Here is a 14,017-nt window from a genome sequence, read left to right as displayed (position 1 = left end):
CGGTAAATCCTTTGGGAGGTGGGACGAAAGGCATGATTGTACACCCCCACCCCAGACAGCGGGAGGCATCCTGAGCCGGACGCGGTTACAGATGATGAAAGGTGCGCGCCTCAGACCGCCTGCAATTGTGGCCAGACCGGTCGCATGCCTCGCCGCTGCGCATCGAGAATGGCGCGGCACAGCTCGCACAGCCGGGTATCGCGATAGATGGTGCGTGGCACGCCGGACCAGCGAGGGTGCGCAGGCAACAGCCCCCCGCACAATGTTCTGTCCACCGGCACGCCGAGTTCGAGCTGCCGCGCGACCAGGTGAACGCGACTTTCCTGGCAGGCGAACAGGTCAAGCTGTTCGTCGGGCTCGATCAATTGGTAGGCGAAAAGGGACCAGGCAGGGCGCGGCATCGGGGGTACTCGGAACGGGGGGCGCAACATTAGCCCAAACTCGCCCCCGTTTAAAGCGTCAGAGCAAGGGTTTGAGCGCCGGCCAGGCGTTTTCCAGCAGCCGCTGCTGGGCGCCCTGGGCAGGATGGATGCCGTCTGCCTGCATCAACTCAGGAACGCCGCCAACCCCTTCCAGGAAAAACGGCACCAGTGCTACCTGCTTGTCCTTGGCCAACTCCTTGTACACCTCGGCGAAAGCAGTGGTATAGCGGACGCCATAGTTGGGAGGCAACTGCATGCCCAGCAGCAAGACCTTGGCACCTGCCTGGCGCGACTGATCGATCATCGCGGCAAGGTTCTGTCGCAGTTGCGCTGGCGGCTGGCCGCGCAACCCATCGTTGCCCCCCAACTCCAGCACCACCACCTCGGGCGTGTGCGCCGCCAGCAACGCTGGCAGCCGCGCTTGCCCGCCGGCACTGGTGTCGCCACTGATCGAGGCGTTGACCACCTTGTCGTCGAAACCTTCCTGACGCAGGCGGGTCTGCAACAAGGATGCCCAACCTTCGCGGGTATCCAGGCCAAAACCTGCGCTGATACTATCACCGACAATCAGCACCGTTCCCGCAGTCGCGCTCTGGGCCAGGCAATACAGGGCCAGACCGGCACTCATCAACCACATTCGCATCGGATTCTCCATGGGCCCCAGCATGCTCGTTGCGCAGCACCTTAGCAAAGTGGTCACCAGCGCGGAAGGTGAACTCACCATCCTGCACCCCATGTCGCTGGAGCTGGCCGCAGGGGACAGCCTTGCCATCGTCGGCGCCTCAGGTTCAGGCAAATCGACCCTGCTTGGGCTGCTGGCCGGGCTCGATCAGCCCAGCCAAGGTTCGGTGACGCTCGCCGGGCACGACCTAGGCGTGCTCGATGAGGACCAGCGGGCCCGCATCCGGGCCGAGCACGTGGGCTTTGTGTTCCAGTCGTTCCAGCTGCTCGACAGCCTCAATGCGCTGGAAAACGTGATGTTGCCGTTGGAACTGCATGGTCGCGCAGACGCGCGCGATCACGCGCGCACCTTGCTCGAACGCGTAGGGTTAGGGCAACGGCTTACCCATACGCCGCGGCAACTGTCGGGCGGTGAGCAACAGCGGGTGGCTCTTGCCCGTGCTTTTGCTGCTCAGCCCGCCGTACTGTTTGCCGACGAACCGACGGGCAACCTCGACAGCCATACGGGCGAGCGCATCAGCGACCTGCTGTTCGAACTGAATCAGGAGCGCGGCACCACCTTGATCCTGGTGACCCATGACGAGCGGCTGGCTCGCCGTTGCCACCGCCATATCCGCCTGGATGCGGGCCAGTTGGTCAGCCCCTTGGAGGCCGGATGAAGGGCATGCCGGCGGCGCGCCTGCTGGGGCTGGCCTGGCGACAGCTGCTGCGCGATCTTCGGGCCAGCGAAGTGCGGGTATTGTTCTTTTCGCTCCTGGTCGCCGTGGCGGCCAGTACCGCCATCGGGTATTTCGGCGCCCGGCTCAATGCCGCCATGCAATTGCGCGCCACTGAGTTCCTGGGCGCTGACCTGGTACTGCAGGGCAGCGCCCCAGCCGCGGCGCCACAGATTGCAATCGGCGAGTCTCTGGGGCTGCATCACGCGCAGGTGGTCGAGTTCACCAGCGTGGTGGGCGCAGATAACGGTATCCAGCTCGCGGGGGTCAAGGCCGCCGATACCGCCTACCCATTGCGCGGCCAGGTGCGCAGCGCCGCCGAGCCTTATGCCGAGGAAAAGCCAGGCGGTGGGCCGGCAGCCGGCGAGGTGTGGGTAGAGCCACGGCTGCTGGCGGCATTGGGCATGAACATCGGCGACAGCATCGATGTGGGCATGAAGACCCTGCGCATGAGCCGCGTGCTGACCTATGAACCGGACCGGGCAAACAACTTCTATAGCTTGACCCCACGGGTGATGATGAACCTGGCGGACCTGCCAGCGACCGGCGTGGTGCAACCCGGCAGCCGCGTGACATACCGTGACCTGTGGAGCGGCCCTGCCGAGGCATTGGCGCAATACCGCGCCAGCGTCGAGAACACGCTTTCGGCCAGCCAGCGGTTGCGCGACACCCGCGATGGCAACCAGCAGATCGGCGGCGCATTGGGCAAAGCCGAGCGTTACCTGAACCTGGCCAGCCTCGTTGCAGTATTGCTGGCCGGTGTCGCCGTGGCGCTGTCTGCCAGTCGCTATGCCGCCAGGCGCCTGGACGCCAGCGCCCTGCTGCGTTGCCTGGGCCTGTCGCGGCGCCAGGCGCTGCTTCTGTACAGCCTGCAGCTGGCCATGCTCGGGCTTGCAGCTGCGATCGTGGGCGCCGCAGTGGGCTGGCTTGCGCAGCTGGGTTTGTTCAAGCTGCTGCACGGATTACTGCCCAGCGACGTACCGCCAGGGAGCCTGTGGCCGGCCTTGGCTGGCGTCGCCACGGGGCTGGTCGCGCTGGCAGGCTTTGCTCTGCCGCCGATTGCAGCCTTGGGTAAAGTGCCCCCGTTGCGGGTGCTGCGTCGTGACCTGCTCCCTGTACCTCCCAGTAGCTGGCTGGTCTACGGTGCAGCCCTGTTCGCCCTGGGGCTTATCATGTGGCGATTGAGCCTTGACCTGCTGCTCACCTTCGCACTCCTGGCAGGCGGCCTGGCGGCAGCCCTGGTGCTGGGCGGGTTGCTGTGGCTGGGTTTGCGCAGCCTGCGTCGACTCCTGTCAGGGGCGCCGCTGGCCTGGCGCCTGGGGCTGGGGCAGTTGCTTCGCCACCCCACGGCCGCCGCCGGGCAGGCCTTGGCTTTCGGGCTGATCCTGCTCGCCATGGGCCTGGTCGCGCTGCTGCGTGCGGAGCTGCTCGACACTTGGCAGGCACAGCTGCCTGAAGATGCCCCGAATCATTTCGCACTCAATATTCTGCCTGACGACCAGGACCGCTTCGCCCAACAGCTCAAACAGATCAACGCCGCTGCGGCTCCCCTGTACCCGGTCACACCTGGGCGGCTGATCGAGATCAACCAGCAGCCGGTCCAACAGATCGTCACGAAGGACTCTGCAGGCGAACGCGCCGTACAACGGGACCTGAGCCTGACATGGGCGGCGCAGTTGCCTGACGGCAATCAATTGACCGGTGGTCATTGGTGGCAAGGATCACCAAGCGATGACGATGTACCTGGCGTATCGGTGGAGGCCCAGCTCGCCGAAAGCCTTCAGCTGAAACTGGGGGACAGGCTCACGTTCGATATTGGGGGCCAGCAGCGCCAGGCCAAGGTGACCAGTCTGCGCAGCGTTCACTGGGACAGCTTTCAGCCCAATTTCTACATGATCTTCCAACCCGGTACGTTGCAAGGGCTGCCTACCACCTATCTGACGAGTTTTTACCTCGCACCCGGGCATGATCAGGAAATCGTCGCCCTGTCACGCGCATTTCCTGCGGTGACCATCCTTCAGGTCGATGCATTGCTCGCCCAGCTACGCAGCATACTTGCTCAGGTCACGCTGGCTGTAGAGTACGTGCTGCTGTTCGTACTGGCCGCAGGAATGGCCGTTTTGTTCGCAGGCCTTCAAGCCACCTTGGATGAGCGCATTCGTCAAGGTGCACTGTTGCGTGCCCTGGGGGCCCAACGCCAATTGCTGACCAAGACACGGCGCATCGAATTCGGCTTGCTGGGTGCACTGAGCGGTTTGCTGGCGGCGCTGGGGTGCGAACTGATCACCTTCGTCTTGTATCACTACGCTTTCGCACTGCCGTGGAGCCTGCACCCGTGGTTGCTGCTGATGCCCGTTGCAGGCGCGCTGCTGGTCGGCTGCGCGGGTGTGCTCGGCACTCGCCGCGCACTTAACGCCTCACCGCTGGCGGTCCTGCGTGAAGGGTGAAGCCAGGACGGTTCTGCGTGACGCAGGACCGTCTTGGCGACATGCCAGGCTTACAGCGAGCAGCTGCCCAGGCCGTGCTTCTCCAAATACCGCTGCTGGTCCTGGTCAGCCAACTGAACGTCACCCAATGGCAAGATGACGGTCGCCACTGGCTTGCTCAGTTTCCCTGAGGCCTCCAAGTAGTGCTTGGCGGCTTGTGCCAATTCAGCCTGAGCAAGGTTACTCACGAAAAGCGCAGAGCGATAGTTGACGCCAATATCCGTGCCCTGACGGTCGACCGACGTAGGATCATGCAGCCCCCAGAAATGCCCCACCAGTTGGCTGTACGACGTCAGGCCTGGATCGAAGTCGACCTGGACCACCTCGATCATGTCAGCCTCCCCCTGGGCTGATCGCGCAAAGCCCACTCGGCTGTCTACTACACCCGGCAAAGCTCGGAAGGCCGCTTCGGCGCCCCAGAAGCAGCCCGCACCAAAAGTCGCCTGCTCGACACGTTGCTGTGGTTGTCTGTCCGTCATGAGGTGATGCCCTCTGGCTCAATCGCGAAGTGTCTATGAAGTTGTTCGATATGTTCAGGGCCGATACCACAGCACCCGCCTATGATCGTGGCGCCTGCGGCGACCCAGTTTCTGGCCCAGTCCAGGTAGGGCTCAGGCCCGAGGTCTGCACGGATGTCCAGTAACGTAGTGTTGGCCTCGGCCTCTTGCGACACAGGCGGGAAAGCGTTGGCATAAACCCCCAGCTCCACACGCTGCTCAATACCGCCAAGGACGGCCTGAGCCTGCTCCAACGCAGCCCCCATGACCTCAGGCTGACTGCAATTGAACAGCACTGCCTTGGCTCCGACCGAGAGGGCGCAGCGCACGCCATCAGCCACCGACTCCCCTGAACGCAAACGTGGCGCGTGATCGGCATCATCGATCAGCGTATAGGACACCCACAGCGGCTTGGAACGCTCACCCAGCGCCTGGGCAGCGGCCTGCACTTCGGCCGTTGAGCTTTGCGTTTCAGCCAGCCATACGTCTACATGCTCTTGCAGCCCTGCAATCAGCTCCTGATGGATGGCCACAGAAGCCTGATGGTCGAACAGGTCGGGTCGATAAGACCCGAGCGCCGGCGGCAGCGAGCCGGCGACGCGTACAGGGACAGCGCTTTGCGAAGCCGCTTGGCGAGCAAGCCGCCCTGCGCGATCGGCAAGCGCTCGCCCCTGCTCGGCGAAGCGCGTCTGGCCTAGGTGAAAAGGCACCACAGCATAACTGTTGGTCGTCACGACCCGCGCGCCGGCCCTTATGAACGCCTCGTGCGCCTGGAGCACGTGCTCTGGGGACTCGATCAGCGCGAGCGCTGACCATTCCGGTTGCCTGAAAGGCGCTCCGCTGCGCTTGAGTTCCCGCCCCATTCCGCCGTCAAGCAGGTGAATCGGACTCTGGCTCATTGGGCTTGGCCCTGTGCGGGAGCTGCGGCCAGCCATTGATCGACGGTGGCCTGATGATCCTGGATCCAAGCTTTGGCTGCGACATCAGCAGGTACCTGTTCCTTTTCGATCTTCAGTATCAAGGCATTCAGATCGCTGGGGTCAATGGCGAAATTGTGCAGGAACGCTGCGACCTTCGGTGCGCGTTTTTGCAGCCCAGCGGATGCAAGTACATAGACCTTGGCATCGGGGAACGCGCAGGTGATCTTGCTCTTGTTCAGCCAATCGGCGTCTACTGTAGGACTTATGAACTTCCAGCATCCATCGGCCTTGTAAAGCGGGTCACCCTTCTTGTTGTCCTGGGCATAGCCGTCAAACGCCGGCTCTTCCAGGCGCCGCAGGTCGAATGCCGAAAACACCCAATCGGGCGTGTAGGCGTAGAACACCACACCGCGCTGCGCTTTGTAGGCTGACGCCAGCTTGGCGTACGTCACCGAGGCCTCGGTCGAGATCGCTTCAAACTTGTCGGCAAAGCCGTAATCCTTGGCCTTGATCTGGCCAATGTAGGTGGACTCCCAACCCGCAGGGCCCACCAGCAATTGCGCCTGGCCACCGCCCAACGGCTCGAACAGCTTGGCCACTTCAGGCTTGTTGAGATCGTAGATGGACTTGACGCCGTATTTGTCCTGCAGGTAACCCGGGATGTAGAAGCCCTGAACACCGCTGTAGGGATGGGCATTGGGTACCAAGGACTTGGTCCCACCGCTGACGTACTTGGCCCAGGCCGCCGACTGGTTCGGCAGCCAGATGTCGGTCAGCACGTCAACCGAGCCATCCCCTTTTGCCGCAGCGCTCAATAGCACAGGCACATCGCCTGCCAGGTAAGAAACTTCGCCATCCAGACGGCTCTGAATGACTTCGCCCAGGATGTGTTGAATGGCAATCGCGCCGGTCCAGTTCTGCTCACCGATGACGATCGATTCCTTCGCCGAGGCTGCTGCAGGCAAGATAAGGGAAACCAGCAGTGCGGCGGTCCCCAGTTTGCTGGGCAGGTGTCTGTTCATGTGGGTTCTCGCTGTGTTCAGGTACGAAGAGGGTCTTGCTGGCGCAAGCTCGATTGAATGATCCGGTCGGGTATGAGCGCGCACAGCACTATCGCCACGCCTGCCAGCACGCCCTCCCCGCCTTTGATGTTGCGCAGCGCAGTCATGACGTCGTAGCCCAGCCCACCAGCGCCGATCAGCGCGGCGACCACGACCATCGACAGGCTCATGACGATGGTCTGATTGATACCCAGCAACAGTGACCGGCGTGCCAACGGCAACTCCACCTTGAGCAGCGCTTGCCAAGGGCTTGCGCCATGGGCGAGCGCTGCCTCGACGGTTTCCTTGGGTACTTCCTGGATGCCCAGCGATGTCAGACGGATCATCGGCGCCAGGGCGAAAACCACCGTGGCGATCACAGCCGGGGTCTTGCCTACCGAGAAAAAGGCCACTGCAGGGATCAGATAAACGAACGTTGGCAGCGTTTGCATCACATCCAGTAGCGGTGTGACCAGCCGTCGCACCCGCGCACGCTTGGCCAGCAGGATTCCGGTCGGAACGCCGATGAGCAATGCAATCAACACCGAAGAGCCGACCAGCGCCAAGGTGGAGACAGTGCGCTCCCAGAAGCCGAACAGACCGATGTACAAGACTGCCGCAGTGCTGGTCAGCGCAAGCGTCGTTCCAGCCGAGCGCCAAGCCAGAAGTACCAGCGCCAAGGCAGGAACGGGCCAAGGCAGCCAGCCCAGCCCACTCTCGATACCGTCGATGACGCCGCGTACGATGTAGATGACCCCAATGAAAGCACGCTCGAAGTTCACCTGCGACCATGCGATGAACTGGTCGATGCTCTGGGCCACCTGCAACATCAGCTGGCGGTCAGCCGGAAACTGCTGCAAAACGTGACCTGTCTCGGGTGCAAACACACGCCAGATCACCAGCACCTGACTCACCATCAGTACTGCAAGCGGCACCGCCCAGCCTGACTCGGAGAGCGACACCGGTTGGCGACTCAACGAGGCCGCTATGATTCGGTTCGTCACGAATACGGCCAGGGCCGCCAGGGCTGCCAACGTCGATGAACCGACGATGCTCTGGGCCAATACCGCAAGCGCTGCGAGTTCAGTGGCCAAGCAGAGCCAGAAGGCGCCGCCTCTGCCGGCGGCGGCCAGCGCCGCAGGCCCTATCAACAGGGCTTGCCAGCGGCCAACGACGGTGCGGCCAGGCATTGCTCGGGGGTTTTCTTTCGGAGCCGCAGGGGCGACGGAACGTGCGCGCGGCATGACCTTGGTGTGGTCCTGAAAGAAGTCGGCCACTTCGCTGTCGGCCGGTGCTTCCAGCAATTGCGCTGGGGTACCGACCTGAACGAGGCGACCTTGGCGCATGATCGCGATCCTATCACCCAGGCGCAGGGCCTCTGTGGGGTCATGCGTAACCAACAAGGTGGTAATACCGCGCTCACGGACTAACGCCATGAAGTGATTTTGCAGGTCTCGTCGAATGGTAGGATCGAGCGCGCTGAAGGGCTCGTCCATCAGCAGGATGTCCGGTTCGCTCACCAAAGCCCGCGCCAGGCCGACCCGCTGCTGCATGCCGCCGGACAGCTGGTGGGGATAATGCTCGGCCCAGCCCTCCAGCCCGACTGCGCGTAGCTGCACCTTGGCCGCTGCATGACGAACCGCCTCTGGGGTACCCCGCAATTCCAATGGCAATGCGATATTGTCCAGGACGGTGCGGTGGGGTAACAGCCCGAAGTGCTGGAAGACCATGCCGATACGCCGGGACCGCAACGCTCGCAGCGCCCTTGCGTCCAGGTTGCCGATGGCCTGACCATCGACCAGGACTTCGCCACTGGAGGGCTTGATCAGCCGGTTGATGTGCCGAAGTAACGTGGACTTTCCGCTGCCGGATGTGCCCATCAAGCACAGCACCTCTCCCCGCCGCACTTCCAAATTGACCTGATCGACAGCGGGCAACACGGATGCGCCGCCAGGATAAGCCTTGGTAACGCCCCTGAACTCAAGGGCAGCATCGACGCCACGCCCTCTGTCGTTGTCAGGACGAGCGATAACGTGGCGAGACGGAAGGGGCTTCTCGGCCAAGGCACTCTGATTGATTGTCACGGGGGACTCCGAGCATGAAACCACTGTTGCAAGCAGGCGCTGGCTTCAGGGGGTGAGATGGATTAAGCCGCAAGCCTGCGACCTGAATGATCGAGCGGCTGCAAGCTGATCGGCGAACGCAGCGAATCGCGCCGATCGAGTTAAATCTAATCGATCTTAAAAATCTTTTATAAATATCTTTTTGGAATTAGCTTAGGCGCAGGCCCACGCTTGCGCCAAGCCTCATTTGCGTTGGTTGCAAGCGCGCCAAATGGGAAGGTCGCCAAGCCTGACGTGCCTGGCGCTTGAGGGGGCGAGAAGCCTCGCAGATCACCAGGCTTTCGAATCAAGACCGCGCATTGTGCGACGGCGGTGAACGGCTACCTGAAGAGACGTTGAAGACTAGGCGGCCTTGCAACCGAGGCTGCGCATCAGATCGCGGGTTGCGTCGAGAAAGACGTCGTTGATCGCCTCGACACACTCTGGCGTCAAGCGGCTTGAAGGGCCTGACAGCACCAATGCACCGACCAATTCATCACCTGCCCCGTAGACGGGAAAGGCTACCGAAGCCGCATGCGGGTCCGTGGCCCCCATCGAGAAGAACGGCTGCTGCATGGTGATGCCGCTGGCAAACGGTGTGCGCAATGCCTGGGCGCCGGCAGCATCGTCCATCGGACGCATATCGCCAGGTTGAACGTGCATGCGTAGACGATGGGGGGAATTCACCCGGTACTGACACATGCGGTAGGCCCCGTGGCGCACGTAGAACGACGCCGTTTCACCCGTACGCTCGGCCAGAAGGTGCAGCCTGGGCATCACGTGCCGCTCCAGATCGATACCCTCTTCGTACACGGCGTTAAGTCGCATCACTTCACTGGCCAGTTGATAGCGACCGTCGGCCATGCGGTTGACATAGCCGTGATTCTCAAGCGAAACCATCAGGCGCATGATGGTACTTTTGATCAGCCCGGTGCGCTCGACAAGCTCGACAAGCGTCAGCGCCGTGTCACCCACCTGAAACGCAGAAAGCACCGTCAGCACGCGGTCGGCCGAAGCCACTCCATTAACCGCTGGACGCGGCCGGACATTTACCATCGAAAGTTCCTCACCTGTGAATGATGCAAGTCATTGGCGGCATTGAAAGCGTCCATTATCTGGCAATGCCCCGACGACCGCCATCACAGCTGACCACGTCGGTTGCAATGTTGCGAATTCTGCATCGGAGGAACGCCGGCTGAACGAGCCCATCTGGTTGGGAGCTGGCCTGCAATCAGGTGAATCAACCGCTCAGCTCATGAGCTGATAGGTCTCACGGGCAGTCCCGCTGAACAGCCGATTCTTTTCAGGTTCGGTAAAGTCTGTCACTACACGCTTGAACGCGTTCCACAACACGTCGTAGCCGAACATGCCCTTGTCCACCGGGAAGTTGCTTTCGAACATGCAACGCTCCACGCCGAAGCAATCTATGGCATGCAACAGATAGGGTCGCCATTGCTCCGCCAGGATGACCGAGCTTGGCGGTTTTAGGGCAAGGTGGTAGTCGAACCCCGCGACTTTCATACCCAGCCCCCCTAGCTTCAGTCGCACATTCGGACATTGCGCCAACCGGCAAAGACCTGCCGACCACTGCATGAACACCACATCGCGTTGACTGGCGTATGGGCCAGCCCCCAGCGGCCCGCCGAGGTGATCAACGACGATCAGCAGGTCGGGAAAGGCTCGGGCGACCTCAAGCACTTCATCGAGCTGGGTGTGGTAAGCCCAGACATCCAGTACCAGCCCACGCTGTTGAAGCTGAGCAACACCTCGGTGAAACGCAGGTTCCAGAAGCACGCCGGGAGGTGGCGGCTTGGGGTTGGAAATCAGCCTCGGATCGGCATGCCAGGCAGTGGTGTTGCGAATACCGCGCAGGCGCGTCCCAGCACGGGCCAGCATCTCGTCGAGCACCGGCGCTACCGCATCGCCAAGCGACAGATTGGCGCCTGCCACAATGGCCGCACATAGCCGCAATTCCTGCAGCAGGCCGCTGGCACTGTAGGCAGCGACACCGTTGACGTATTCCACCTCACCTACCGGCTGGAAGGCCTCTGGACGATCGACAGCCAGCATCGAGCGGCACTGCACGTAAATGGAACCCACCACCCGATGACCACACGCCAGGTCGGCCAGGTAGTCTTCGGCAAGGTAGCGCTGGCCGGGGCGGTCCCACAGGTGGTGGTGAGCGTCGATGATGACGCGCTCAGGCTCCAGGGCGGCTTCGCGCCACTGCGCAAGCCACTGCGGCCGCACGGGGGCGTGGGGTGTTTGCATGTTTATCTCCTGTTCGCCGCACCGATATCCCTCCATGCCATCCGCTGGGGCTGGCATGAAGGGGCATCGATGCGGTGAAGCACTTAGCCCTGCATGCCCCAGCGGCGCACGGTGACAAGTTCGATGCTGCGAAATACCAGTCCTTCGACCACCAATCCGATGACGATGACCATCAGCAAACCGGCAAAGACGTTAGGCGTTTCCAACGCGTTGCGGTGCTGGAAGACATACCAGCCCAGGCCTCCGGAATTACCGGACACCCCGAATACCAGCTCGGCGGCGATCAGGGTGCGCCAGGCAAACGCCCAGCCGATTTTCAGTCCCGCCAGAATGGACGGTACAGCAGCGGGGATGAGAATACGCGTGACCAGGCGCAAGCCGCGCAAGCCATAGTTACGCCCTGCCATGCGTTGGGTCTGGCTGACAGATTGAAAACCGGAATAGGTATTGAGCGAGACGGCCCACAGTACCGAATGCACAATCACCAGCATGAGGCTCTGTATGCCCAAACCGAACCACAGCATGGCCAGGGGCAGGATCGCAATGGCTGGCAGCGGGTTGAACATCGCAGTGAGTGTCGCCAGTACGTCCGTGCCCAAGCGGGTCGACACGGCCAGTGAGGTCAGGATCGCTGCCAAACCGATGGCCACGGCATAGCTCATCAAAAGTACCTTGAGTGAGCTGAACACGGCCTGGGGCAATACACCATTGAGCAGGTCCCCAACCATCGCCACTACGGTCTCGCTGAAGGCTGGGAACATCAGCGGGTTGTCCAGATAACGGGCATAGAGTTCCCATATCAGGGCCAACATCACCAGCACCAACGCCCGGCGTATCCCGGTATGAGCGAGAACACGTTCTACCAGACCCAGTTGCCGAGCGACGTCCCCTACCTGTCCCGGTGGCACCGGTGCATACTCCACATCGGCTCGGGGCTGGATCGAAGGCTTATCCATGGGCTGTCTCCGTGTGGCCGAAAAGCATATGGCTGATACGCTGGTGCAGTTGAGCGAACAGCTCGCTGCCCTGGTCGGCGAAGCCAAATGCGCTGGCATCGAGTTCTGCGCGTACCTGCCCAGGGTGTGGCGTCAGGACCAGGATTCTTGTACCCAGAACAATGGCCTCGTCGATCGAGTGGGTCACGAACATCAGGGTGAACGGTGCTTGCTCCCACAGTTCCAGCAGCTCTTGCTGCATGCGGCGTCGGGTCAACGCATCAAGCGCGGCGAAGGGTTCATCCATCAACAGCATCGCAGGCTCCATTGCCAGGGCTCGGGCGATGGCAACCCGCTGCTTCATCCCGCCTGACAACTGGTGCGGATAGGCATCCTTGAATTTTTCAAGCCCCACCTTGGCGGCGGCACGCGCCGCGCGTTCGGTAATTTCGGTGCGTGGAAATCGCCTTGTCATCTGCATCGGGAACATGATGTTGGCCATTACCGTCTTCCATGGCATCAACTGATCGAACTCCTGGAAAACCATCATGCGATCAGGGCCAGGCTCCCGGATTACCTGTCCATCCAGGCAGATCTGGCCTGCCACGGGTTCGATAAATCCTGCGACGCTCTTGAGCAGGCTCGATTTGCCGCAGCCTGATGGCCCCAGCAGGACAAAGCGGTCATTGCGCTGTACGTCAAAAGAGACCTGGTGAGTCGCGGTGATCAATTGGTCACGGGTCTTGTACTGCAACGTCACGTTATCCACGCAAAGCACCGCACGGGTCTTTGCCTGTGAGGGGGCGGCGATGGGAGATAACAGACTCATCAGCTCCCCTCCCCATCAGCGACCGGTGCGAAGAAAACCGACTGCCAGTTGTCCGGGGCTTTTTTCAAGGCCCCCGAACGCACCATGAACTCGGCCAAGGCCATGACGCCGCTCGGCTGCACGGACCACTCACCGCTGACCTGGCGCAGCATGTCTTCGACCTGATCGAGCGACAGACTGGACGGCTCGCTGGCCAGGAACAGCTCTGCGGCTTTGCGTGGTTCCTTGCGGATATACGCATTGGCTTCGTTGATCGCCGCTACTACCGCGGCACTCAGTTGGGGGTTGTTCTTGACGAAGCGCCCTGTGCTGGTCAGGACACCGCTGGTCATACGCTTGTCGAGCTCGCTCGAGAAGTCGAACAACTTGCTTACTCGAGGGTCCTGGGCCAGTTGATAGCTGTACGGATTGGGCCCGATATAGCCTTTGATCCCAGCCTTGTTGAGCAGGCTGGACATTGCATCGGGGTGAGGCAGGCTCACCATCAGGTGATCGAGCTTGTGTATTTGATCAGGGCCAAACTGTCGCTGCGCAGCCATCTGCAGCAACAATGCCTGCTGGCCACTGGGAGAGCTGACGGCGATCTTGTCATCGGCTTTGAAATCGGCGAGTGACTTGATCGCAGGGTCATTCACGAACAGCGCGTTGTCCCCTGCCACCAGTGCGCACAACGCTCGCACATCCAACGATCGACGCGTCTTTTCCCAGGCGATCAGCGTGCCTGACAAACCATAACCACCGATATCGACGTTGCCACTGATCAGCGCGTCATTGATCGCTGGCGCACCACTGATGCGCTTGATCTCGAAAGAGGCTTGCGGCTGACCATGGGCCTGGGCTTGCTGACGGAACAAGCCCAGTTTGTCAGCAACGGTGACTGGCAAGTAGGCGTAGCCGTACTGGATCGCCAGGGTTACGCGGTCTTGCTCGGCCAGTGCGGGGCTGCCGAGCGCGCCTAGGGCCAAGACCCATGAAAAGGCCTTCAAGGGCCGCGTCAGGCGACGACTCAAACGCAATGAGCGCTTCTGCATAGCAATCTCCAGTTGTTTTTATTTTGGAACGCCATTTCCTTTAGAGAAACTCATAAACGGTACAACCATGTCAAGCGTGAAAATCAC

13 protein-coding genes are annotated in these 14,017 nt (G+C 61.6%); 2 read left to right on the top strand and 11 right to left on the bottom strand.

Going from position 1 to position 14,017, the window contains the following annotated elements; all coding sequences use genetic code 11:
• Positions 1–110: 110 nt before the first annotated feature.
• Both ACF8R3_RS10550 and ACF8R3_RS10545 read right to left on the bottom strand, forming a co-directional pair.
• Positions 111–401 carry a hypothetical protein gene (locus tag ACF8R3_RS10550; protein WP_058603804.1) on the bottom strand — a complete coding sequence of 97 codons (291 nt, stop codon included), beginning with the start codon at positions 399–401 and terminating at the stop codon, positions 111–113.
• 58 nt (positions 402–459) lie between these two features.
• Positions 460–1,065, bottom strand: coding sequence for an arylesterase (locus ACF8R3_RS10545; RefSeq protein WP_145255347.1), 606 nt, complete (start codon positions 1,063–1,065; stop codon positions 460–462).
• A 10-nt stretch (positions 1,066–1,075) separates the two neighbouring features.
• On the opposite strand from ACF8R3_RS10545, the gene ACF8R3_RS10540 reads away from it, so the two are divergent.
• Both ACF8R3_RS10540 and ACF8R3_RS10535 read left to right on the top strand, forming a co-directional pair.
• Positions 1,076–1,762, top strand: coding sequence for an ABC transporter ATP-binding protein (locus ACF8R3_RS10540; RefSeq protein WP_058603802.1), 687 nt, complete (start codon positions 1,076–1,078; stop codon positions 1,760–1,762).
• Positions 1,759–4,266: an ABC transporter permease gene (locus tag ACF8R3_RS10535; RefSeq protein WP_197843978.1), complete on the top strand. Its 2,508-nt coding sequence runs from the start codon at positions 1,759–1,761 to the stop codon at positions 4,264–4,266. The genes ACF8R3_RS10540 and ACF8R3_RS10535 overlap by 4 nt, the downstream gene beginning before the upstream one ends.
• 50 nt (positions 4,267–4,316) lie before the next feature.
• Here the strand turns inward: ACF8R3_RS10535 and msrA are convergent, their stop codons facing one another.
• From msrA to ACF8R3_RS10490, 9 genes are all read right to left on the bottom strand, one after another.
• The gene (gene msrA / locus ACF8R3_RS10530) at positions 4,317–4,784 is read right to left on the bottom strand and encodes a peptide-methionine (S)-S-oxide reductase MsrA (RefSeq protein ID WP_392515576.1); all 468 of its coding nucleotides are present in this window, start codon (positions 4,782–4,784) and stop codon (positions 4,317–4,319) included.
• Positions 4,781–5,701, bottom strand: a complete 921-nt coding sequence (locus tag ACF8R3_RS10525) for a homocysteine S-methyltransferase family protein (RefSeq protein ID WP_196141984.1) — start codon at positions 5,699–5,701, stop codon at positions 4,781–4,783. The genes msrA and ACF8R3_RS10525 overlap by 4 nt, the downstream gene beginning before the upstream one ends.
• Positions 5,698–6,744 carry a glycine betaine ABC transporter substrate-binding protein gene (locus ACF8R3_RS10520; protein ID WP_058637402.1) on the bottom strand — a complete coding sequence of 349 codons (1,047 nt, stop codon included), beginning with the start codon at positions 6,742–6,744 and terminating at the stop codon, positions 5,698–5,700. Before ACF8R3_RS10520 ends, ACF8R3_RS10525 begins: the two co-directional genes overlap by 4 nt.
• Positions 6,745–6,761: 17 nt before the next feature.
• The gene (locus ACF8R3_RS10515; RefSeq protein ID WP_392515579.1) at positions 6,762–8,792 is read right to left on the bottom strand and encodes an ATP-binding cassette domain-containing protein; all 2,031 of its coding nucleotides are present in this window, start codon (positions 8,790–8,792) and stop codon (positions 6,762–6,764) included.
• Between the two features lie 435 nt (positions 8,793–9,227).
• Positions 9,228–9,920 carry an IclR family transcriptional regulator gene (locus tag ACF8R3_RS10510; RefSeq protein ID WP_078478792.1) on the bottom strand — a complete coding sequence of 231 codons (693 nt, stop codon included), beginning with the start codon at positions 9,918–9,920 and terminating at the stop codon, positions 9,228–9,230.
• 192 nt (positions 9,921–10,112) lie between these two features.
• Positions 10,113–11,135, bottom strand: a complete 1,023-nt coding sequence (locus tag ACF8R3_RS10505) for an amidohydrolase family protein (protein WP_392515575.1) — start codon at positions 11,133–11,135, stop codon at positions 10,113–10,115.
• Between the two features lie 83 nt (positions 11,136–11,218).
• On the bottom strand, positions 11,219–12,091 hold the full coding sequence (locus ACF8R3_RS10500; protein ID WP_078478794.1) for an ABC transporter permease: 873 nt from the start codon (positions 12,089–12,091) through the stop codon (positions 11,219–11,221).
• Positions 12,084–12,899, bottom strand: a complete 816-nt coding sequence (locus ACF8R3_RS10495; RefSeq protein ID WP_058637405.1) for an ABC transporter ATP-binding protein — start codon at positions 12,897–12,899, stop codon at positions 12,084–12,086. Before ACF8R3_RS10495 ends, ACF8R3_RS10500 begins: the two co-directional genes overlap by 8 nt.
• Positions 12,899–13,930, bottom strand: a complete 1,032-nt coding sequence (locus ACF8R3_RS10490) for an ABC transporter substrate-binding protein (protein WP_078478795.1) — start codon at positions 13,928–13,930, stop codon at positions 12,899–12,901. Before ACF8R3_RS10490 ends, ACF8R3_RS10495 begins: the two co-directional genes overlap by 1 nt.
• Positions 13,931–14,017: the final 87 nt, after the last annotated feature.

It is taken from the genome of Pseudomonas sp. FYR_7, assembly GCF_043106155.1.
Lineage (GTDB): Bacteria > Pseudomonadota > Gammaproteobacteria > Pseudomonadales > Pseudomonadaceae > Aquipseudomonas > Aquipseudomonas parafulva_B.
Note: the sequence above shows the minus strand (reverse complement) of the source record. Positions and strands in the feature narration are given on the sequence as shown.